The sequence below is a fragment of the Ornithinibacter aureus genome, from assembly GCF_009858245.1.
In the GTDB taxonomy this organism is placed as follows: domain Bacteria; phylum Actinomycetota; class Actinomycetes; order Actinomycetales; family Dermatophilaceae; genus Fodinibacter; species Fodinibacter aureus.
In genome coordinates, this window is the sequence record NZ_VMSB01000001.1 from 1625911 (window position 1) to 1647479 (window position 21569).

The window sequence follows — 21569 nt, forward strand, 5'->3', positions numbered from 1 at the left end:
GAATGCGCGCCAGCCTCCTGGGGCCACTCCGTGTCGAGACCGCCGACGGTTCGCAACTGCCCTCCGGCGGCCGACCCCGCGCCCTCCTCGCGGCCCTCCTGCTCCGGCGAGGGCGCCCCGTCCCGGCTGATGTCCTTCTCGAGCTCGTCTGGTCCGAGCAGGCAGCCAGCCTCGACGTCGCCGCCGTGCACACTGTCGTCGCACGCCTCCGGCGTCAGTTCGGGGCCGAGCTGATTGCTCGCGAACACGCGGGCTACCTGGTGCCCGACGCGGTGCGAACCGATGTCGACGAGGTCCTGCTGCATCGCTCACAGGCCAAGGCCTGTGCCGCGCAGAACGACTGGTCGGGGCGCCGAGAGGCCGACCGGGCAGCCCTGGGCCAGTGGACCGGGCCGGTCGCCCTCGAGGGAGTGCGCGACGACCTCGTCCTCGTCGAACGGGCGCGGCTCGGCGACCTGCGTCGGGCCCTGCTCGACGACCTCGCGGCCTCGCTGCTCGACGACCCGGGCGGCGACCCGGACGAGGCTCACGACCTCGCCCTCGAGCTCATGGCCGGTGACCCCCTCGACGAGGGAGCCGCGGCCCTGGGCATGCGCTCGGCCCAGCGGCTGGGCCGACAGGCCGAGGCCTTGTCGATCTACACGAGGATCCGCCGAGACCTGCGCGAGGAGCTGGGCATCGACCCCGGTCGCGCCCTGACCGAGCTGCACGGCCGAGTGCTCGCACAGGCCCCGGACCAGGTCCCGGCCCACGAGCCCCTCGGGGGACCAGCCGTGCCCCGTGACGTCGTGCTGCACCCCGCGCGCATCCTGCCGGCGCCCCGCACCCCGACGGTCGGCCGCCGCGCGGACCTCGAGTCGGCTCTCGGTGCGCTCTCCGCGGGCCACCGGCTCATCACGGTGACCGGACCGGCCGGGGTCGGCAAGTCGCGCCTGCTCGCCGAGATCGGGGCGGCGCTGCGACTGAGTGAACCGGACATCTACCACGTCGTGCTCGAGCCCCACGCCGAGCTGTCCGCCGGGGCGCTCGCGCTCGTCGTCGGGTCGATGAGCGGGTTGCCGATGGACGGCAAGGACCCGGTCCGCCAGCTCGCGGAGTCGCTCGAGCACGAGCAGGCCGTCATCCTCGTCGACGAGGCCGAGTGGGCCCTGTCGGGAGCGGCCGAGATCGCAAGGGCGCTGCTCGACCGGTGCCCCGGCATCCGGCTCGTGATCACCTCGCGCACGCCGATCGGGATCCTCGGGGAGCGCCTCGTCGTGCTCGACTCGTTGACCGTCCCCGCGCCCGGCGCCTCACGCGAGGAGGTCTGCTCGGCGGCGGCCGTGCAGCTGCTGGCCTCCCGGCTTGCCGACCGCGGGACCGAGCGTGCCGCCGACCTCGTGGCGTGTCCGGAGCAGGACCTGCAGACCTTGGCCGAGGTCGCGCGGCGGCTCGATGGCCTCCCCCTCGCCCTGGAGCTGGCCGCCGGGCGCTCCCCCGACGGCGACCTCGACCGGTTGCTCGACCTCGTGGCCGCACCGTTGGACCTCGTGGCCGACGAGGTGGACCGCGAGCGGCGCCACCAGTCGCTGCGTGAGGCCATCGGCTGGAGCATCGACCGGCTGTCACCCGGTGAGCGCCGGGCGCTGGCGAGGCTGTCGGTGTTCGTCGGGACGTTCACGCGGGGAGCGGCACTCGCGGTGATCGCCTCCCCCGAGGCCGACGTGCAGCTGCGTGCCCTCGTCCGGGGCAACCTCGTGCACGCTGCGCACACGGCCAGAGGTCAGGGCCTGGGCCTGCTGACCACGGTGCGCGATGCCGCCCGGGAGGTGCTCGGCGACCTCGGCGAACACGGGAGCGCTCAGCGACGGCACCGGGAGTGGTACGCGGCACGCTGGCGTGGGGCGCACTTGAGCGACACCCTCATCGAGGACGTCGGCCTGACCCAGGAGGACCACCTCGCCGCGCTCGACGGTGCCCTGTCCGCCGGTGACACCGGGTCGGCCGTCGACCTCGGCCTGGCGCTGTTCCGCCGCTGGCAGTTCACCGAGGCGGTCGCGACCGCTTCGCCCTGGATGGACCAGCTCTCGCGGATGCCGGGGCTCACCGACGCCCAGAGCGCCCGTCTCGCCGTGGCGCGTACCGCGATCTCGCACGTGCGCCAGTGGGAGGACACCGACGTCCCCGGCATGATGCAGTCGCTGCGCGCTGACCCCGACTGGTCGATCATGTTGTGCATCACCGAGTCCATCGCTGCGTACACGGCTGGGGAGCACACCCGCGCCGTGGCCATGGCCGAGCTGGCCCTGGACGCGTCTCGGACCGAGGCCCCGCATCATCTTCCCGAGTCGCTGGCCGTCATGGCGGTGATGGACGGCGTCGCCGGGAACCACGAGGCAGCCACCGCGCACGTCGAGGAGGCTCGCGCCCGGATCGGGCCGCACCCCTCGGCGGTGCATCTCGTGACGGTCGTCCCCAAGCTCGCCCTCGCCATGCTGGATGCCGGGCGCCCGGACGTCGCGCTCGACCTGCTGACGCGCGCTGCGGATGGAGCGCAGTCGCGCTTCGGCATCCAGCCCACAACGACGACCGTGGTCAACCTGGGGTGGGCGGCCCTGGGCGCGGGACGACCAGAGGAGGCGTTCGGCTGGTTCACCCGAGGGCTGCACCGGGAGGGTGCGTGGAGCCCGGTCTTCGCGGAGGCTGCGGCCGGCGTCGGGTGCGCCGGTGTCGCGACGCGCTGGGAGCACGGCCCAGCGGTGCTCCTCGCCGCCGACCGCCTGCTCGCGACGTCGGCGATCCAGCTGTCGGGGAGCCTGGCCGAGCACGTGGAGAGCGCACGCGGTGACGTGCCCTGGCCCCCCGACACGCCCCTGTCGAGCCTGCCCGTCGATGTCGTCGCGCATAGGGTGCTGCAGCTCGCGGCCGGCCACGCGGCGGCGCTGAGCTCGGAGCCCGAGAACGCCTCGGTGTAGTCGGGATGACCGAGCCTGCCTCAGGGCAGGTGCAGCCTCAGCGCAGGAACAGTCGGTAGGCCGGGTTGTCGGTCTCGTCCCACGACCGGTAGCCCAGGGTGTCGCGGAAGGTGTCGAACGCCTCGCGGTCACTCGGGGGCACCTGCATGCCGACGAGCACGCGACCGACGTCTGAGCCGTGCCCCCGGTAGTGGAACAGCGAGATGTTCCACGCCGGCGCCATCGCCTCGAGGAACTGCACGAGCGCACCGGGCCGCTCGGGGAACTCGTACCGGTGCAGCACCTCGTCGTGGGCAAGGGTCGTGCGGCCACCCACGAGGTGGCGCAGGTGCAGCTTGGCGAGCTCGTCGTCGGTGAGGTCGAGGGCGGGCAGACCGGCGTCCTCGAACCCCTGCGCGAGCTGGCGGGCCTCCTCGCGACCGTGGACCTGCAACCCCACGAAGACGTGGGCGGTGTCGCTGTCGTCGATGCGGTAGTTGAACTCGGTGACCTCACGGCCCGGGCCGATGACGTCGAGCAGCCTGCGGAAGCTGCCCCGCTGCTCCGGGATGGTCACGGCGAACACGGCCTCGCGCTGCTCGCCGATCTCGGCGCGCTCCGCGACGAACCTCAGTCGGTCGAAGTCCATGTTGGCGCCGCAGGCCACGGCGACATACGTGCCGCCCTGGGCTCCCGGGCGCGCGGCATACTCCTTGAGCCCGGCGACGGCCAGGGCGCCGGCGGGCTCGAGGATGGCGCGCGTGTCGGTGAAGACGTCCTTGATCGCGGCGCACACGGCATCCGTGTCGACCCGGATCATCTCGTCGACCAGGGCGCTCGCGACGCGGAAGGTCTCCTCGCCCACGAGCCGGACCGCGGTGCCGTCAGAGAACAGCCCGACGTGCTCGAGCTCGACCCGGTGCCCGGCCTCGAGGGAGCGGGCCATGGCGTCGGAGTCGTCGGTCTGCACCCCGATGACCTTGACGTCGGGGCGCAGAGCCTTGACGTAGGCCGCGATGCCGGAGATCAGCCCGCCCCCGCCGACGGCGACGAACACGGCATCCAGCGGGCCGGTGACCTGGCGCAGGATCTCCATGCCGATGGTGCCCTGGCCGGCGATGACATCGGGGTCGTCGAAGGGGTGCACCATCGTCAGCCCGCGCTCCTGAGCGAGGGTGGCCGCGTGGGCGCCCGCGTCGGAGTAGGAGTCCCCGTGGAGCACGACCTCGACGCCGGCCGCCCGCACGGCATCGACCTTGAGCTGCGGGGTCGTCGTGGGCATGACGATGACGGCGTGGCAGCCGAGTACCGCGGCGGCGCGGGCGACGCCCTGGGCGTGGTTGCCGGCCGAGGCTGCGATGACGCCCTGGGCGCGGGCCTGCGGGCTGAGCTTCGCCATCGTGTTGTAGGCGCCACGGATCTTGAACGAGAACACCGACTGGAGGTCCTCGCGCTTGAGCAGCACCGTGCTGCCGAGGCGGGCGCTGAGGCCGGGTGCGGCATCGAGCGGGGTCTCGTCGACGACGTCGTAGACGCGCGAGGTGAGGATCCGCTTGAGGTATGCCGTGGCCTCGGCGTCGGTCAGGGGTCGGGTGTGCGGCACGGCGCAAGGGTATCCGCGGCGCCCGGTTCCGGGACGGCCCCACCGTGGTGGACGGATGCCGTCCGCCTCACCCCGCGAGGTGCGCCCAGCGCTGTTCCAGCGCCGACCACGGCCCGACCTCGGCCACCCGGCCGTCGACGAGCACGACGACCCGGTCGGCCCGGCCGAGCGCGGCCCGCTTCGACGTGGCGCCGATGACCGTGGTGCCACGGGCGCGCAGGGCAGACCACAGGTCGATCTCGGTGGTGGCGTCCAGGGCGCTCGACACGTCATCGGCCAGCAACACCTCGGCCTCGGTGGCCAGCGCCCGGGCCAGTGCCAGTCGCTGGACCTGACCCCCGGACAACCGCACGCCGCGGTGACCGACGAGCGCGTCGTGCCCCCCGGCATCCTCGACGTCCTCGCGCAGCCGGGCGTCGGCGATGGCCCGATCGAGGGCGCGGCCGTGACCGAGCACGACGTTGTCGGCGAACGAGCCTGACAACACCCTCGGCACCTGCGAGACGTACGACACCTGGCCCGGTCGCAGGAAGACCTGGGCGTCGTCGACCTCGACCCCGTTCCACGTGATCGAGCCGGTGTGGTGGATCAGGCCGGCGAGAGCCCGCAGCAGGCTCGACTTGCCCGACCCGACCTGCCCGAGCAGCAGCACGAGTTCGCCGGCGTGCACCGTGAGGTCGACCCCCTCGACGCCGCGGGTGCCGTCGTCGTGGATGGCGCCGACGTCACGCAGCTCGAGCTCGCGCAGCGGGACGTGCTGCGGGGTGGGCGCCGCGGGTGCGGTGCCCTCGACGAGGTCGATGCCCGGGGGGAGTGCGACGAGGTCGACGCCCCCGGCGAGGGCGCTCGTCGCCTTCTGCCAGGAGCGGGTGCCCGGCGCCTCCGTGACGACGGCCCCGGCGACCCGGCCGAACCAGTCGAACCCGTTGACGGCACCCGACACGAGGATCGCCGTGGCAAGGCTCCAGCGGCCGGAGGCGAACGCCGCCCAAGCAGCGACCACCCCGATCTGCACCATGATCACGGGCACGCCGTCGAGGATGGCCTGCACCCGGTGCTCGAAGACGGCCGCGTCGACCCGGCCGCTGTCGACCCGCCGCAGGTGGCTGCGGGCAGCGGGGGTGGCCGAGGCCAGCTTGATGGTCCGCGCGGATTCGAGCACCGACACCAGCGACCGGCCGAACGTGGCTCGCGCCGCCGAGGACTCGGTGGCCGAGCGCCCCGCGATGGGCCGCCCGACGGCCGAGGCGAGGGCCGAACCGACGAGCACCCCCAGCAGCACACCTCCGGCCAGGGCACTGCCACCGAGGATGGCGGTGACGGCGACGACGGCGAGCCCGTTGAGGAAGTCGACCCAGCGGTCGGCGTAGAGGGCATAGCGGTCGGCGTCCATCGCGCGCGCGACGACCTCACCGGCAGGGGTGCTCTCGAGCCGGTGCTGACGCGTCTGCCCGATCAGGATCGACATGCGCACCCGCAGCAGCACCTCGACCCACCAGCGCGGGTAGCGCCGGATGGCCGCGGTCAACAGCAGCGGTGACGCGACGATGAACACCGTGGCCAGGGCGAGGAGCACGACGGTGCGGGTGTCCCAGCCCGCGCCGTCGGCCAGGTGCTCGACGACCAGGCCCCAGACGAGGCCGGTGGCGGCACCGAAGGCCCCACCGAGCGCGGAGATGAAGAACAGCATCGCGGGCCAGATTCCCCATCGGGGACGCACCAGCAGGGCGGTGACCACGCCGCGCGCCAACGACGGTCCGTGGCCCGGGTCGGGCGTCTCTGGTGGCGGGCCGGTGCGGCGTGCGCCACCGACGGTGGCTTCCGCGGCGAGGTCGTCGGCAGGGTGCCGTGGCGCAGCGCCCGGGGCCAGCGTCGCCTCAGGTGCCGGCTCGGCCCCTGCGTCGAGGAGCTGTCGGAACGGGCCGTAGGTGGCGGCCAGCACGGCGCGCGGGCCCTGCTGGACGACCCGGCCACGGTCGAGCACGGCAACGAGGTCGGCGCGTGCGGTGGTCGTGAGGCGGTGCGCCACGAGGATGCCGGTGCGCCCGGTGAGCAGGCGGTCTGACGCCATCACGACGAGGCTCTCGGTCACCGGATCCATCCGGGCGGTCGCCTCGTCGAGCACGACGACGGCCACGTCACGCACGAGGAGGCGGGCGAAGGCCACGAGCTGCTCCTCGCCCGCCGAGAGCGGGGTTCCCCCGGGCCCGAGGGTGGTCTCGAGGCCGTCGGGCAGTCCGTCGACCCAGTCGTCGAGGCCGAGTTCGGTGACGGCTGCTCGCACCGTCGAGGTGGGCACGTCGGCGAAGAGGGCGATGTTCTCCGCGAGGGTCCCGGCGAGGATGTCGGTGCGCTGGGTGACCACGCCGACGGCAGAACGCAGCGCGTGGAGGTCCAGGTCGCACACGTCGATGCCACCGAGGAAGACCGCCCCCCGTGGCGGGTCGGTGGCGCGCGACAGCAGGGCGGCCAACGTGGACTTGCCCGACCCGGATCGTCCGACGAGGGCGCAGGTCCGGCCCGCAGGGATGTCGAGGCTGACGCCGTCCAGGGCGAAGTCCCCCTCGGCATAGGAGAAGCGCAGGTCACGGAACTCAACCCCGACGCTTCCGGCAGGGACGGGCCGCCCACCCTCGGGCTCGGGTGGCGACTCGAGCAGCTGCCGCAGGCGCGTGATGGCCCCGATGCCCGTCTGCAGCTCGGGCAGGTGGCGGGCCATCTGGTCGATCTGCCCGACGAAGGTGCTCGTGACGAGGAACAGGGTGACCAGGCGGGCCACCGACAGGTCGTCGCTGATGACCAGCGCCACCCCGGCGATGCTCGTGGCCGCCAGCAGCGAGTAGAGCAGGATGCCGGTGCGCCGGGTGGCGCGGGCCTGAAGCGCCAGCAGCTCGTCGAACCGTCTGTGCACGGTTGCCGACAGGGCGCTGAGGCGCTGGACGACGTGGGCCTGACCGAGGCTGGTGCGCAGGTCGTCTCGGGCGGAGACCCCCTCCTCGAGGGCTGCGGCGTGGTCGGTCCAGGCCGCCTCCTCGATGACGGTTCGCTCCGCGATGGCCGGGAGCAACCGGCGGATGATCGCGAACGCGGCCGCCCCCGCGACGGGAAAGAGGATCCAGGCCGGCCACCAGGTTAGCCCGGCGACGATCCACATCGGCACGGCGGAGAACACGGTGCGCAGGGCGTCCCACACCTGGCGGCGCAGCATCGAGCCCACGGCGTGGGTGTCGTCATCGACCCGGTCGAGCACCTCCCCCACCGCCTGCTCACCGAGCGCCGACAGCGGTTGGTGCAACGCGGCATCCACCAGGTCTTCCCGCATGCGGCCCTCGGCGCGGTCGACGACCGAGGCCCACAGGGTGCGGCCCGCGGTGTCGAGGACTGCCGCCCCGACGACACACAAGGCCAGCAGGCCGACGAGCCTGGTCGACGGGTTGGCCGCGAGCAGCCCGGCCACGACCGTGCCGAGAGTGCGTCCGAGGGCACCGATGGCGGATGCCGTGAGCGCCACCCCCGTGGCCCACCCCCGCAGTCGTGCGAGCGTGACCTGGCGGCTCGCCGCACGGGTGGGTGGGGCGGGCTGGGCGACGGGTTCGCGGGCGGTCATGGTGGCGGTGGACATCGTCTGCAACCTACGACGCGGCACCGACACCGCACGAACGGTTTTCCTCGCGGCCGGGGCCCGGAGTCCCGCACGGTCGTCCGTCACTGCCGGCGGCTCCGAACCTGTGCGTCGGGAAGAGGGGTCCTGTCCAGGGCCATTGCCCGATGACGGGAATCCCTTGCGATGGGCAAGGACTCTGGGCGAGGTACCTACCCGGGCTCCGCTGGCTCAGCGACGGGCCCACGCGCGCCGGTCACACGTTGCGCCGGTACTGGCCACCCACCTCGAAGAACGCCTCGGTGACCTGCTGCAGCGAACACACGCGGGCGGCATCCATGAGCACGGCGAACACGTTCTCGCCGGACACGGCCGAGGCCTTCAGCCGCGCCAACGCATCCTCCGCCTCAACCCGGTGCGACTCACGGAACGACGTCACCCGGGCCAGCTGGCCCTCCTTCTCCCCCTCCGAGGCGCGCGCGAGCACGACCTCGCGAGGTGACTCACCGGCATCCGGAGCCCTGAAGGTGTTGACGCCGATGATCGGCAGCGAACCGTCGTGCTTGCGGTGCTCGTAGAGCATCGACTCGTCCTGGATGCGGCCGCGCTGGTAGCCGGTCTCCATCGCGCCGAGCACACCGCCGCGCTCGGAGATGCGGTCGAACTCTGCCAGCACCGCAGCCTCCACGAGGTCGGTCAGCTCGTCGACGACGAACGAGCCCTGCAACGGGTTCTCGTTGACGGCCAGGCCCCACTCGCGGTTGATGATCATCTGGATCGCGAGCGCCCGGCGCACCGACTCCTCACTCGGGGTCGTCACCGCCTCGTCGAAGGCGTTGGTGTGCAGGCTGTTCGCGTTGTCGTAGATGGCCGTCAGCGCCTGGAGCGTGGTGCGGATGTCGTTGAAGTCCATCTCCTGCGCGTGCAGCGACCGGCCCGAGGTCTGCACGTGGTACTTCAGTTTCTGGCTGCGCTCGTTGGCGCCGTACTTCTCCTTCATCGCGATCGCCCAGATGCGGCGGGCGACCCGGCCGATGACGGTGTACTCGGGGTCCATCCCGTTGGAGAAGAAGAACGACAGGTTCGGTGCGAAGTCGTCGATCGCCATGCCGCGCGCCAGGTAGGCCTCGACGTAGGTGAACCCGTTCGCGAGGGTGAACGCGAGCTGGCTGATGGGGTTCGCCCCGGCCTCGGCGATGTGGTACCCGCTGATCGACACCGAGTAGAAGTTGCGCACCTCGTGGGCGATGAACCACTCCTGGATGTCGGCCATCATCCGCAGCGAGAACTCCGTGGAGAACAGGCACGTGTTCTGGCCCTGGTCCTCCTTGAGGATGTCGGCCTGGACCGTGCCGCGCACCGTGGCCACGGCACGAGCGCGGATGCCGTGCGCCTCCTCCTCGGTCGGCTCCCGTCCGTTCTCGCTCGCCCACGCCTCGACAGCGCGGTCCATGACGGTGTTGAGGAAGAACGCGAGGATCGTCGGGGCCGGCCCGTTGATCGTCATCGAGACGCTCGTGGTGGGCGACGTGAGGTCGAACCCGGCATACAGCTCGCGCATGTCGTCCAGGGTGGCGACCGAGACACCGGAGGTGCCGACCTTGCCGTAGATGTCGGGGCGCCGGTCGGGGTCGCGGCCGTAGAGGGTGACCGAGTCGAACGCGGTGGACAGGCGGGTGGCGGGCTGCCCCTGCGAGAGGAGCCTGAACCGCGCGTTGGTGCGGAACGGGTCGCCCTCACCGGCGAACATGCGGGCCGGGTCCTCGTTGTCGCGCTTGAACGGGAAGACCCCGGCGGTGAACGGGAAGTACCCGGGAAGGTTCTCGCGGCGCAGGAAGCTCACGAGGTCGCCGTCGTCGGAGTAGCGCGGCAGCGAGACCCGGCGGATGTGGTTGCCGGACAGCGACTCCTTGACCAGTGCGGTGCGAATCTCCCGGTCGCGGATCGTCACCACCTGCTCGTCACCCGAGTAGGCCTCGACGACCGAGCTCCACCCCGCGAGCTGGCGCGCCACCGGCAGGGGCAGGTCGTCCTGGGCGCTGGAGAGCAGCGCGTCGACGCCGGAGCGGTCGGCCCCGGCCCGGGCGAGCTCGCCACCGACCTCGGTGAGGCGCTGCACGCGGCGGGCGGCCTCGGCGAAGCGGTGGGTGTCCTCGTGGAACTGGCGCACCGTCTCGGCGATCTCCGCGAGGCAGCGCACCCGCTGCGGCGGCACGACCTGGCGCAGCACCGAGGAGTGCCGCACCGACACCTGCGGCAGGGCACCCTCGGCGACCTCGAGTCCGTGCGCCGTGAGCTGGTCGCGCAGCTCCTGGTAGAGCGCGGTGACCCCGTCGTCGTTGAACGTCGCGGCCGAGGTGCCGAACACCGGCATGTCCTCAGGCTTCTTGCCGAACGACTCCCGGTTGCGCACCATCTGGCGGCCGACGTCGCGCAGCGCGTCCATCGCCCCGCGACGCTCGAACTTGTTGATGGCCACCACGTCGGCGAAGTCGAGCATGTCGATCTTCTCGAGCTGGCTGGCGGCACCGAACTCGGGCGTCATGACGTAGAGGTTGACGTCCGCGAAGGAGGTGATCGCGGCATCCCCCTGCCCGATGCCGGGGGTCTCCACGATGACGAGGTCGAAGCCGGCAGCCTTGAGGATCGTCAGCACGTCGCCGAGCGCCCCGGGCACCTCGCGGCCACCACGGGTTGCGAGCGAGCGGAAGTAGACCCGGTCGCCGTCGAGGGAGTTCATCCGGATGCGGTCCCCGAGCAGCGCTCCCCCACCGCGGCGTCGCGTCGGGTCGATGGCGACGCACGCGATGCGCAGCTTGTCCTGCTGGTCCACGCGCAGGCGGCGCACGAGCTCGTCGGTCAGGCTCGACTTGCCCGAGCCGCCCGTGCCGGTGATGCCGAGCACCGGGGTCCGGCGGCCGGATGCCGCCCGCTCGAGGTCGGCGCGCATCTCACCGGTGAGGTGGCCGGTCTCCGCGGCGGTGATGGCCCGGGCCACGGCAGCCCGCTCCCCGGTGAGGACGGCGGGCACGGACGGGGGCGACACGGCATCCAGGTCGACGTCACACGCGGCGATGACCTGGTTGACCATGCCGGGCAGACCGAGGCGCTGGCCGTCCTGCGGGCTGAAGATCGTCACCCCGGCGGCGCGCAGGCGCTCGATCTCCTCGGGGACGATGACCCCGCCGCCACCGCCGACGACCTGCACGTGGCCGGCGCCGGCCTCGGCGAGCAGCTGGACGAGGTACTCGAAGTACTCGACGTGCCCGCCCTGGTAGGAGCTGACCGCGACGCCCTGCACGTCCTCCTCGACCGCCGCGTCGACGACCTCCTGGACGCTGCGGTTGTGCCCGAGGTGGATGACCTCGGCGCCCTGGCTCTGCATGATCCGCCGCATGATGTTGATCGAGGCGTCGTGGCCGTCGAACAGGGCGGAGGCAGTCACGATGCGCACCGGGTTCACCGGCACGTGGAGCTCGGGCTTCGGGCTGGTGGGCTGCGTTGCCATGGGGGTCCCTTCGGGTTGCCTCCCGAGATACTAGGACGTCCTAGTACCTACTCGGAAGTCACCGAGGCAGGCTGGAGGCGTACGGGTCCTGCGCGGCGGCGTCGACGACCCACTCGATGACCGAGCGCACCCAGGCCTGCTCGACGACGTGCACCGGGACGTCGCGCTGGAGCCGGGACCACGACTCGGCCCGGTGCAGGCACGAGATGCGCTCTGCAGCCGGAAGGAGCTGCGTGAGGGTGTGGACGTCCCAGACGTCGGTCCAGGGTGCGATCCCCGCGGTCAGCACCCGAGACGCAGCCGCGCCGTCCGGGACGTCGTCGTCGTAGAGGTGGCGAAGCGTCCACAGCGGGATGCGCAGGGCGGTGAGGGGGTGGGCCCAGACCGCATCGCCCAGATCGATGAACGTGGCATCGAGACCGGGGCCGCGGAACGCGTTGCCGAGGTGGAGGTCGTTGTGCTGGAGGGTGGACGGCATCCCGCTGTCAACCAGGACTGCGGCAGCCTCGTGGATACGGCCGAGCCCGTCATCGACCAAGGCTGCTTCCTCGTCGGTGGGACGCCGCGGGTCCTCGCGCGGCAACGCCCGGAGGTCCGTCACCAGGTCGGTGACCCAGGTGGTGACGTCGGCGGGGTCGTGGGGGAAGACGGGCACCCCGGCCGCCAGCACGGCATCCGCGTGGTTCGACAGATCACGCTGCGCCTGCCCGTACCGCTCCACGACGGCAACCCAGTCATCCACCGACGGCGTCGCCCCCTCGTGCCACAACGGCGCGCCGAGGTCGGCGGTGGCCAACCATCCCCGATCGGCCTCGACGGCGACGACGGGAGCACACAACCGCGGCACGATGCCGTCGATGGCGTCGACGAGCGCTGCCTCGAACGCCTGCGACGGAGCGTTCTCCTTGACCCAGACCCGGCCGGCATCCGTCTCCACCGAGAGCACGGTCGACCAGAACCTCACCCGCTCCTGGACCAGCGGGCCCGTGACGGTGCGCCCGGCGTCCGCGAGCGCCGGCAGCAGCCACGCCTCGAGTTCGGCCCGCCACTGGGGGCTGCGCCACAGGGCAGGAAGGTCACGCTCCACGACGGGCCGCGAGCCAGGTGATCGCCTCGGCATAGCCCTGCACACCGCGCCCGATGACGTGGTGGTCGCACACGTCGGCGAGGTAGCTGTGGTGGCGGAAGGCCTCGCGGGCGTGGATGTCGCTGATGTGCACCTCGACCTTGGGCACCCGGCACGCCGACAGGGCGTCGCGCAGGGCGACCGAGGTGTGCGTGTACCCCGCGGCGTTGATGACGATCCCCGCGATGCCGACCCGCCCCTGCTGCACCCAGTCGATGAGCACGCCCTCGTGGTTGCTCTGGCGGAAGTCGAGCACGAGGCCGGATGCCGTCGCCGCCTCGTGGCACAGCGCCTCGACGTCGGCGAGGGTGGCGGAGCCGTAGACCTCGGGCTCGCGCTCACCGAGCAGGTTGAGGTTCGGGCCGTTGAGCACGAGCACGGTGCGGGGATCCATGACGGCGAGTATGCCGCGGGTCAGCCGGCAGGGACGGCCGCCGGCGGCAGCAGTGCCGCGCAGAGCTCGCCACGGTGCCAGGATGCCGTGGGGTCGGGAACCTGGGTCGGTGCGCCCAGGGTGGCCACCGCATCCGCGGCTCGTGCCCGACCGAGGTTCCAGGCGAGCAGGTCGTCGTCGTCTTCCCTGCCACCCACGGTGTAGCCACCGGGGCTGTCCAGGATGCAGGACGCGACGTCGGCGGGCAGGCGCTCCACGATGACCGGGGTGGCGTCGGCGCTCAACCTCGCCAGGTAGGCGGTGTCGAGCTCACGCCCGGCCTCGAAGCGGTCGATGTTGTGCGAAGCCACGAAGGCGTCGGGGTTCAGGCCGACGAAGACGAGCACGAACGCGGCCGCCGACCCGAGCACGGCCCGCGGCACCCACGCGCCGCGCAGCCGCACTCCGGCGACCAGCAGCATCACGATGACCAGCCCGAGCCACAGCTCGAAGCCGTCGACGAAGACCCGCAGCACCGTGTAGCCGTAGGCCTCCTGGTAGAGCGACATCCGGTACAGGGCGCTGGCGACGACGGCCAGGGTGAGCAGGCAGAGCGCGCCGAGCAGGACCCGCAGCAGCAACCGGTCGCGTGAGCTCGCGAGCGGTGCGACCCGCATCGCCAGGGCGACGACGACGACCGTGAGGAACGTCGCCACCGTGAGCTGCCCGAAACCCTGGTGGACGTACTCCGCATAGGTCAGGCCCGTGGTCGCCCGCAGGTGCTCGACCCCGCCGAACATCGCGGTGGCCTGGGCGATCAGGAAGCCGGCGAACAGGGCGACGACGACGCCGACCGGCACGGCCCACTCCCACGCGTGGCGGGCGCGAGGTGTCGCCGGCAGCGCGGCATCCGCGATGTTCGGGGGGTTGAGGGCGAGATAGGTGCCGGTCAGCGCCACCCCGGCCACGAGGGCGAGGATGAAGGTGCGGGCGATGATCGTGTCCCAGCGCAGGTCCGGCACCAGAGCCTGCGCCCAGGCACCGAACACGGCATCCCCCGAGGCGAAGAGCCCACCGAACAGGGCCAGCGCGATGAGGGAGAACCCGAGGGTGCGCAGCACCGGCCACAGGGTGGAGGCCCTGCCGGTCGCCGAGATGGTGCGGGCGAGCAGGGGCAGACCACGCAGCGCCGATGCCGGCCACGCGATCACGCTGAGCGGCACCGCGAGCAGGGTGCGGGCCCGGCTGACCCCGGACGCTGCGACGATGACGGCGACGAAGACGCTGAGGGCGATGACCCCTCCGGCATCACGCAGCAGGGTGACCGAGGCCAGCACACCAGCGACCACGGCGCACAGCAGCGTCCACGGGTGGGCACGGAAGCGGGCCACCCACCACATGAGGCCGCCGGTGGCGAGCATGGTCAGGGCCACCGCCAGGCCGACGTTGCGCTCCGGCCAGGTCAGCGCCGCCCAGGCGCCGATGGCGATGGCGGCGAGGACCGGCACGGTCTGCGGGGGCAGCGGTCGCTCGGGCCAGAGGTTGCCGAGCGGGCCGGGGCCGCCCGGGCCCTTCGGGGCGTAGGGGTTGGCCGGGACGTGGACGACCTGTCCGGGAGTGGTCTGCGCGGGCGGGGTGGCGTCGCCCGGTTGGCCTGTTGGTCGATCTGGGGTCAGCGTGCTCATGGTGCGCTCCTGGGTCAGGTGGGTGGGTCGGTCGGTGGGTGGTGTGACGGGCAGCTGGGCTCGCAGCAGCGCGCCGGTCTGCCCGGGCTGGGGCGCGATCGCGCTGATGGCGCCGCCGTGCAGGTCGCACACCCATCGGGCGATCGCCAGGCCGAGGCCGGTGCCGCCGCCGGAGTCGTCGCCGGAGCCGAAGCGGTCGAAGACCCGCTCGAGCCGGTCGGGCGGGATGCCGGGTCCCTCGTCGCGCACGTCGAGGCACCACGTGGAGTCGTCGACCAGTCGCGCGGTGACGACGACCTCACCGTCGGCCGGGCTGTGGCGCACGGCGTTGTCGAGCAGGTTCGCGACGAGCTGGGCCAGTCGCGGCCGGTCGGCCTTCACCGTGAGGTCCGCTGGCGCGACCTCGTACCGCACCCGAGCGCTGCGAGCGCCGACGCGCGCCTCGGCCACGGCATCCGAGAGAAGGTCGGCGACCCTGCCCTGCGTGAGGTTCAGCGAGGTGACCCCGGCGTCGATGCGCGAGAGGTCGAGCAGGTCCGCGACGAGGGTGCTGAGGCGCTCGGACTGCTGCAGCGCGCCGCGCAGGGCCCGGTCATCCGGGGTGACGACCCCGTCGACGAGGTTCTCGAGCAGGGCCCGCTGGGCGGTGAGGGGGGTGCGCAGCTCGTGCGACACCGTGGCCACGAGCTGGCGGCGCTGGGTGTCTGCGGAGGCCAGATCCGCGGCCATGGCGTTGAAGGCCCGCGCCAGCTCCCCGACCTCGTCGGAGGAGGATGCCGTGACACGCTGTCCGTAGTCGCCTCCCGCCATGCGCCCCGCGGCGGACGTCATCTCGCGCAGCGGTGAGGTCATGCCGCGCGCGAGCCACTGGGTGACCGCGAGGGCGGCGACCACGGTGACGGGGACGCTGATCCACCACGGCACCTGACCGGCATCCGCCACCCGCTCGACGACGACGGCCACGACGATGCTGACGGCGACGAGCAGGCCGAGCTTGACCTTGAGCGAGGTGATGCCGTCGAGCGGGCGGGCGGTGTTCACGGTGTGGCCTCGAGGGCGTACCCGACGCCGTGCACGGTGCGCACGCGGTCGGCGCCGATCTTGGCGCGCAGGGCCTTGACGTGGCTGTCGAGGGTGCGGGTGCCCGAGGCGTCGGCCCAGCCCCAGACCTCGCGCATCAGGGCGTCCCGGGAACGGACCACCCCGGGTTCGGCGGCCAGGGCGCACAGCAGGTCGAACTCCAGCGGGGTCAGGTGGACCTCGGCGTCTCCGGCGGTGACGCGCCGAGTGGCGACGTCGATGCGCAGGCCCTGCACGTCGAGGTGGGCCGGGCGGCTGGCTGCGAGCTCGGCGGCCCGCTCGACGCGTCGCAACAGGGTGCGCACCCGGGCGACGACCTCGCGCATCGAGAACGGCTTGGTCACGTAGTCGTCGGCGCCGACCCCGAGGCCGACGAGCAGGTCGGTCTCGTCGGTGCGGGCGGTGAGCATGAGCACCGGGACGGGGCGGATGGCCTGGATGCGGCGACACACCTCGAGCCCGTCGAACCCGGGCAGCATGACGTCGAGGACGACGAGGTCGGGGCTGCTGGTGGTGAAGGCGTCGACGGCGCCGGGGCCGTCGAAGGCCTGCGTGACGTGGAAGCCCTCGGCGCCCAGCCGGTCGGTGACGGCCTGGTTGATCACCGGCTCGTCCTCGACGACGAGCACGTGGGATGCCGTCGTGCTGGCGTTGGCGCTCGCCGTCGTTGCTGCGATGGCCGAGGCGTTCGCTGCGGCTGATGATCCGCTCGGCGGAGTGGTGGGGCCCTGGGTCATGCTCCCGAGAGTAGGCAGGTGCGGCTGGAGCCCGCGCGGGCGACGTGTGGAGATCGTGTGAAGGTGCCCCCTACCCCCTCCGAATGTGGGTGAAGATCGTCGCCCAGGCGACGATCTTCACCCACATTCGCCGGAGGGAAGCGTGCGGGCGGATCAGGCGCTGACAGGAAAGGTCAGGTGCGGCGGCGGGCGATGAGCCAGCCGATGAGCACCCCGATCAGTCCCGCCACGGCGTGCGGGGCGTAGGTCTTCAGCAGCACCGGCAGCACGGTCGCACCGAGGTCGATCGAGTCGTCCGCCTGCGGCACAGGCGCCAACCGCGGGGTGGAGCCGCCGGCCGGTCGGGACGCAGCCGGGGCCAACCCGCCTGTCGTACCCGGGGATGCCGTGCCAACGCTCTGGCCGACCGCGCCACTTCTGGATGCCGTGCCACCACCCGCGCTGCCCGCCTCACCGGCGGCCGCGCTGGGAGCCGACGGCCCGGCATCCGGCGTCCCGCCCTCCGGCTGAGGCACGGGCGGCGGCTCGGGCTCGTCCGCCACGGCGAACTGCTGCTCGATACATGCCACGAACTGGCCGAGCAGCTTGTCGGAGACGTCCTGCATCACCCCGCGCCCGAACTGGGCCGGCTTGCCGGTGACCGACAGGTCGGTCGTGACGTCGACCCGGGTGCCCTCACCCGAGGGCGCGAGCTGGATCGTCACGGTGGCTCCGGCCGTGCCGTTGCCTCGCTTGTCCTTGCCCTTGGCCTCGATGACGGCCCGGTACCCCTCGTCGTCACGCTCGAGGAACGTTCCGGCACCGGCGTACTGGAGCGCGATCGGGCCGAGCTTGACCTTCACCGTGCCGGCGAAACCGTCGTCGCTGGCGTCGGTGACGACCGCGCCGGGGAAGCAGCTGCCGACCTTGTGCAGGTCCATGAAGGTCGCCCAGGTCGTGTCGATCGGGGCGGGGACGGTGAAGTCGTGCGTCAGTTCCATGCGGGCGTCAGCCTCCGAGCGCAGTCAGCACGGCGCGACGGGTGAGCACCCGCGCGAGGTGCCGCCGGTAGTCGGCATCACCGTTCAAGTCGCTCGGCGGGCTCGTTCCGTCGGCGACGGAGTCGCAGGCGTCACCGAGGTCTGCGGCCGACCGGCCCACGAGGGCGGCCTCGACCGAGGGCGCCCGCAACGGGGTCGAGCCCATGTTGGTCAGGCCGACCCGGGCCTGCGCGATCGAGCCACCCTCGACGCGCAGGGCCACCGCGACGCCGACGATCGACCACTGGTGGGACACGCGCACGAACTTCTCGTAGTGCGAGGCCCAGCCGGTGTGCTTGGGGATGCGGATGCTGGTGAGCAGCTCACCCTCACCGACGGCGGTCTCGAACAGGTCGAGGAAGAACTCGCTGACCGGCACGGTGCGCTCGCCGTCCTGGCCGCGGATGACGAGCTCGGCGTCGAGTGCCAGGACCGGCGCCCCGACGTCTCCCGCGGGGTCTGCGTGTACCAGGGCTCCGCCGATGGTGCCCCGGCGCCGGATCTGCGGGTCGGCGACCTCCTCGACGGCCTGCACGAGCAGCGCCGCGTGGGTGCGCAGGAGCGGGCTCGCGATGACGTCGGCATACGTCGTCATCGCGCCGATGACGACGTGGTCGCCGTCCTCGTGGATGCCGCGCAGCTCGTCGATGCGTCCGAGGTCGACGATCTGCTCGGGCGCGTTGAGCCGCATGCGCAGGATCGGCAGGAGCGACTGCCCACCGCCGAGGACCTTGGCCTCGTCGCCGGCCTCGGCCAGGGCGGCCAGGGCCTCGTCGATCGTCGTTGGTGCGGCGTAGTCGAATGCTGCGGGGATCACTGGCCTGCTCCGTCCGTCGCGCCTGCTGCTGGATCGTGGTTGGGTGCACCGTCGGCGAAGTGCGGCTGGGCCTCGTCGGCCGCCCCGCCACCAGAGGACCCGGCCGACTGGATGGCCTTCCACACCCGTTGGGGGGTACACGGCATGTCGATGTCGAAGACGCCGAGGTGGCGCACGGCATCCACGACGGCGTTGACGACCGCGGGCGTCGAGGCGATGGTGCCGGCCTCGCCGACCCCCTTGGTACCGAGGGTGTTCGTCGTCGACGGTGAGGTGGTGTGCTCGCTGACGTAGTTGATCGTGTCGGCCGCGGTCGGGAGCGTGTAGTCGACGAACGAGCCGGACACCAACGTGCCCTGGTCGTCGTACTCGGCGCCCTCGAACAGCGCCTGCGCGATGCCCTGGACGAGGCCGCCGTGCATCTGGCCCTCGACGATCAGCGGGTTGACGATGGTGCCGATGTCGTCGACGCACACGTACGTGCGCATCGTCGTGGCGCCGGTCTCGGTGTCGACCTCCATGGCGCACAGGTGGGTACCGTGCGGGAACGAGAAGTCGATCGGGTCGTAGGTGGCGTCGGCGTCGAGGCTGGGCTCGACCCCGTCGGGCAGGTTGTGCGCCGCGAAGGTAGCAAGCGCCACGTCGGTGATGCCGATGCCCTTGTCGGTTCCCCGCACCGTGAACCGGCCACCTGCGAACTCGAGGTCGTCGACGCTGGCCTCGAGCAGGTGGGCCGCGATGGGCTGGGCCTTGTCGATGACCTTGTCCGCGGCCCGCACGATGGCCTCGCCACCGACGACGAGCGAGCGCGACCCGTAGGTGTCCAGGCCCTTGGGCGCGATCTGGGTGTCGCCGTGCAGCACCTCGACGTTCTCGAAGGGGATGCCGAGCCGGTCGGCGACGATCTGGCTCCACGCCGTCTCGTGGCCCTGACCGTGCGGGGTGGCCCCGGAGACGACCTCGACGGTGCCGGTGGCGAGCATCCGGATGCTGGCGCTCTCCCAGCCGCCGGCGCCGTAGCTGAGCGAGCCGAGCACCCGGGAGGGCGCCAGACCGCACATCTCGGTGAACGTCGAGACGCCGATGCCGAGCTGCACGGGGTCCCCGGACTCGCGGCGCGCCTTCTGCTCGGCGCGCAGCTCGTCGTAGCCGAAGAGCTCGAGCGCCTTGGCGGTGGCGGCCTCGTAGTTGCCCGAGTCGTAGGTCATGCCCGCGACAGTGGTGAACGGGAACTCGTCGTGGGTGATCCAGTTCTTCTCGCGGATGGCGATCGGGTCGACCCCGACCTCGACGGCGAGCTCGTCCATGAGCCGCTCGATGGCGTAGGTGGCCTCGGGCCGCCCGGCGCCGCGGTAGGCATCGACCCAGGTCTTGTTCGTCAGCACCGTCTGGCAGTTGAACTGGTAGGCGGGGAACTTGTAGATGCCGTTGAACATCCACGCGCCGAGCACGGGCACGCCACCGCCGACGATGGCGACGTAGGCGCCGAGGTCGGCGAGCAGCTCGACCTTGAGCCCGGTGACGGTGCCGTCCTTCTCGGCCGACAGGGTCAACTTCTGCCACTGGTCGCGGCCGTGGTGCGCCGAGACCATCGTCTCGGAGCGGGTCTCGGTGAACTTGCACGGCTTGCCGAGCTTGCGGGCGACGGCGATCGTCGCGAACTCCTCGGGCGTGGTCTGCAGCTTGCCGCCGAAGCCACCGCCGACGTCGGGTGCGATGACGCGCACCTTGGACTCGGGGATGCCGGTCGTCGCGGCGATCGCGAAGCGCAGGATGTGCGGCACCTGGGTCGCCGACCACACGATCATCTGGTCGCCGGTGGGGTCGACGACGGTGGAGCGGGGCTCCATGAAGGCCGGCACGAGGCGCTGCTGGCGGTACTCGCGCTCGATGACGATGCCGTCGACGCGTGCCTTGGCGATCGCATCGTCGACGTCGCCGCCGGTGCCCTGCTCGGCGGAGTCCAGCTTCCAGAAGGCCGACGTGTTCGTGCCGAGGTCGGGGTGGGCGAGCACGGTGTCGGCGGCGGCCTCCTTGAGGTCGAGCACCGCCGGCAGCTCCCCCCACTCGACGTCGACCAGTTCGACGGCGTCGCGCGCGGCCGCGGCCGAGCGGGCTGCGACGACGGCGACGATCTCACCGGCGCAGGCGACACGCTCGACGGCCACCGGCAGGTGGGTCGGGGTGACTTGGTCGGGGGCGATCGGCCAGGCGTTGATGTTCACGCCCTGGCTGTCGGCGAGGTCGGCGCCGGTGAACACCCCGACGACGCCCGGGCTGGCCTTGGCGGCGCTGGTGTCGATGCCGTCGATCGTCGCGTGGGCGAACGGGCTGCGCACCATCGCGAGATGCAGCATCCCGGGCAGCTGGATGTTGTCGGTCCACTTCGTGCGACCGGTGATGAGGCGCGCGTCCTCCTTGCGCTTGCGGGCGGTGCCGACCTCGGATGCCGGGCGGTCGTCGACAGCGGTCATCAGGCCTCACTCCCCTGGCTGGCTCCGGAGGCTGCGGCGGCTCCGACGGCTGCGCCGGCCGGCTCGTTCATGCTGCTCGCGCAGGCCGCCACCGCCTTGACGATGTTGTGGTAGCCGGTGCAGCGACACAGGTTGCCCTCGAGGCCGACGCGGATCTGCTCCTCGGTCGGGTTCGGCGTCTCGGTGAGCACGTCGATGGCCTGCATGATCATGCCCGGGGTGCAGTACCCGCACTGGAGCGCGTGGTTCTCGTGGAACGCCTGCTGCATGGGGTGCAGCTCACCGTGGGGCGCGATGCCCTCGATGGTCGTCACCTCGTGCCCGTCGGCCTGCACGGCCAGGACGTTGCACGACTTCACGCTGCGGCCGTCGAGGTGCACGGTGCACGCGCCGCAGTTGCTCGTGTCGCACCCGACGACGGTTCCGACCTTTCCCACCACTTCTCGCAGGTAGTGGACGAGCAGGGTGCGCGGTTCGACATCGTCGGAGCACTGGACTCCATCGACGGTGACGGTGATCCGAGTCATCGTTGACTCTCCTTCGGCAGGCGATCGTGACGTGTTCGTGATCCTCACCTGAAGTGGCCCCCACCACAAGGGCTTCGACGATATCC

General features: G+C 72.0%; 12 protein-coding genes. 1 reads left to right on the forward strand and 11 read right to left on the reverse strand.

Annotation, left to right across the window (positions count from 1 at the left end; all coding sequences use genetic code 11):
- Nucleotides 1–2: 2 nt before the first annotated feature.
- The gene (locus C8E84_RS07735; RefSeq protein WP_159900978.1) at nt 3–2954 is read left to right on the forward strand and encodes an ATP-binding protein; all 2952 of its coding nucleotides are present in this window, start codon (nt 3–5) and stop codon (nt 2952–2954) included.
- A 37-nt stretch (nt 2955–2991) separates the two neighbouring features.
- On the opposite strand, the gene ilvA is transcribed toward C8E84_RS07735, so the two are convergent.
- The 11 genes from ilvA to C8E84_RS07790 form a co-directional block, all read right to left on the reverse strand.
- Nucleotides 2992–4536, reverse strand: coding sequence for a threonine ammonia-lyase, biosynthetic (gene ilvA, locus C8E84_RS07740; protein ID WP_211675442.1), 1545 nt, complete (start codon nt 4534–4536; stop codon nt 2992–2994).
- Nucleotides 4537–4603: 67 nt separating this feature from the next.
- On the reverse strand, nt 4604–8158 hold the full coding sequence (locus tag C8E84_RS07745) for an ATP-binding cassette domain-containing protein (RefSeq protein WP_159900980.1): 3555 nt from the start codon (nt 8156–8158) through the stop codon (nt 4604–4606).
- Between the two features lie 235 nt (nt 8159–8393).
- Nucleotides 8394–11645 carry a fused isobutyryl-CoA mutase/GTPase IcmF gene (icmF, locus tag C8E84_RS07750; protein WP_159900982.1) on the reverse strand — a complete coding sequence of 1084 codons (3252 nt, stop codon included), beginning with the start codon at nt 11643–11645 and terminating at the stop codon, nt 8394–8396.
- 58 nt (nt 11646–11703) lie between these two features.
- A complete protein-coding gene (locus C8E84_RS07755) occupies nt 11704–12732 on the reverse strand; it encodes an aminoglycoside phosphotransferase family protein (RefSeq protein WP_159900984.1) in 1029 nt (342 codons plus the stop codon).
- The gene (gene aroQ, locus C8E84_RS07760) at nt 12722–13165 is read right to left on the reverse strand and encodes a type II 3-dehydroquinate dehydratase (protein WP_159900986.1); all 444 of its coding nucleotides are present in this window, start codon (nt 13163–13165) and stop codon (nt 12722–12724) included. Before aroQ ends, C8E84_RS07755 begins: the two co-directional genes overlap by 11 nt.
- Before the next feature lie 20 nt (nt 13166–13185).
- Complete coding sequence (locus tag C8E84_RS07765; protein ID WP_159900988.1) at nt 13186–15870, reverse strand: DUF4153 domain-containing protein; 2685 nt, start codon at nt 15868–15870, stop codon at nt 13186–13188.
- Nucleotides 15867–16646, reverse strand: a complete 780-nt coding sequence (locus C8E84_RS07770) for a response regulator transcription factor (RefSeq protein WP_159900990.1) — start codon at nt 16644–16646, stop codon at nt 15867–15869. Before C8E84_RS07770 ends, C8E84_RS07765 begins: the two co-directional genes overlap by 4 nt.
- Before the next feature lie 173 nt (nt 16647–16819).
- Complete coding sequence (locus C8E84_RS07775; protein WP_159900992.1) at nt 16820–17626, reverse strand: SRPBCC family protein; 807 nt, start codon at nt 17624–17626, stop codon at nt 16820–16822.
- Nucleotides 17627–17633: 7 nt separating this feature from the next.
- The gene (locus C8E84_RS07780; RefSeq protein WP_159900994.1) at nt 17634–18482 is read right to left on the reverse strand and encodes an FAD binding domain-containing protein; all 849 of its coding nucleotides are present in this window, start codon (nt 18480–18482) and stop codon (nt 17634–17636) included.
- A complete protein-coding gene (locus tag C8E84_RS07785; protein ID WP_159900996.1) occupies nt 18479–20956 on the reverse strand; it encodes a xanthine dehydrogenase family protein molybdopterin-binding subunit in 2478 nt (825 codons plus the stop codon). Before C8E84_RS07785 ends, C8E84_RS07780 begins: the two co-directional genes overlap by 4 nt.
- Nucleotides 20956–21483 carry a (2Fe-2S)-binding protein gene (locus C8E84_RS07790; protein ID WP_159900998.1) on the reverse strand — a complete coding sequence of 176 codons (528 nt, stop codon included), beginning with the start codon at nt 21481–21483 and terminating at the stop codon, nt 20956–20958. Before C8E84_RS07790 ends, C8E84_RS07785 begins: the two co-directional genes overlap by 1 nt.
- Nucleotides 21484–21569: the final 86 nt, after the last annotated feature.

Excerpts from the sequence above, each read along its gene's own strand:
- C8E84_RS07785 (WP_159900996.1), bottom strand. The coding sequence starts at position 20,956 with ATGACCGCTGTCGACGACCGCCCGGCATCCGAGGTCGGCACCGCCCGC.
- C8E84_RS07745 (WP_159900980.1), bottom strand. The coding sequence starts at position 8,158 with ATGTCCACCGCCACCATGACCGCCCGCGAACCCGTCGCCCAGCCCGCC.
- C8E84_RS07770 (WP_159900990.1), bottom strand. The coding sequence starts at position 16,646 with ATGACCCAGGGCCCCACCACTCCGCCGAGCGGATCATCAGCCGCAGCG.
- C8E84_RS07735 (WP_159900978.1), top strand. The coding sequence starts at position 3 with ATGCGCGCCAGCCTCCTGGGGCCACTCCGTGTCGAGACCGCCGACGGT.
- aroQ (WP_159900986.1), bottom strand. The coding sequence starts at position 13,165 with ATGGATCCCCGCACCGTGCTCGTGCTCAACGGCCCGAACCTCAACCTG.
- icmF (WP_159900982.1), bottom strand. The coding sequence starts at position 11,645 with ATGGCAACGCAGCCCACCAGCCCGAAGCCCGAGCTCCACGTGCCGGTG.
- C8E84_RS07790 (WP_159900998.1), bottom strand. The coding sequence starts at position 21,483 with ATGACTCGGATCACCGTCACCGTCGATGGAGTCCAGTGCTCCGACGAT.
- C8E84_RS07775 (WP_159900992.1), bottom strand. The coding sequence starts at position 17,626 with ATGGAACTGACGCACGACTTCACCGTCCCCGCCCCGATCGACACGACC.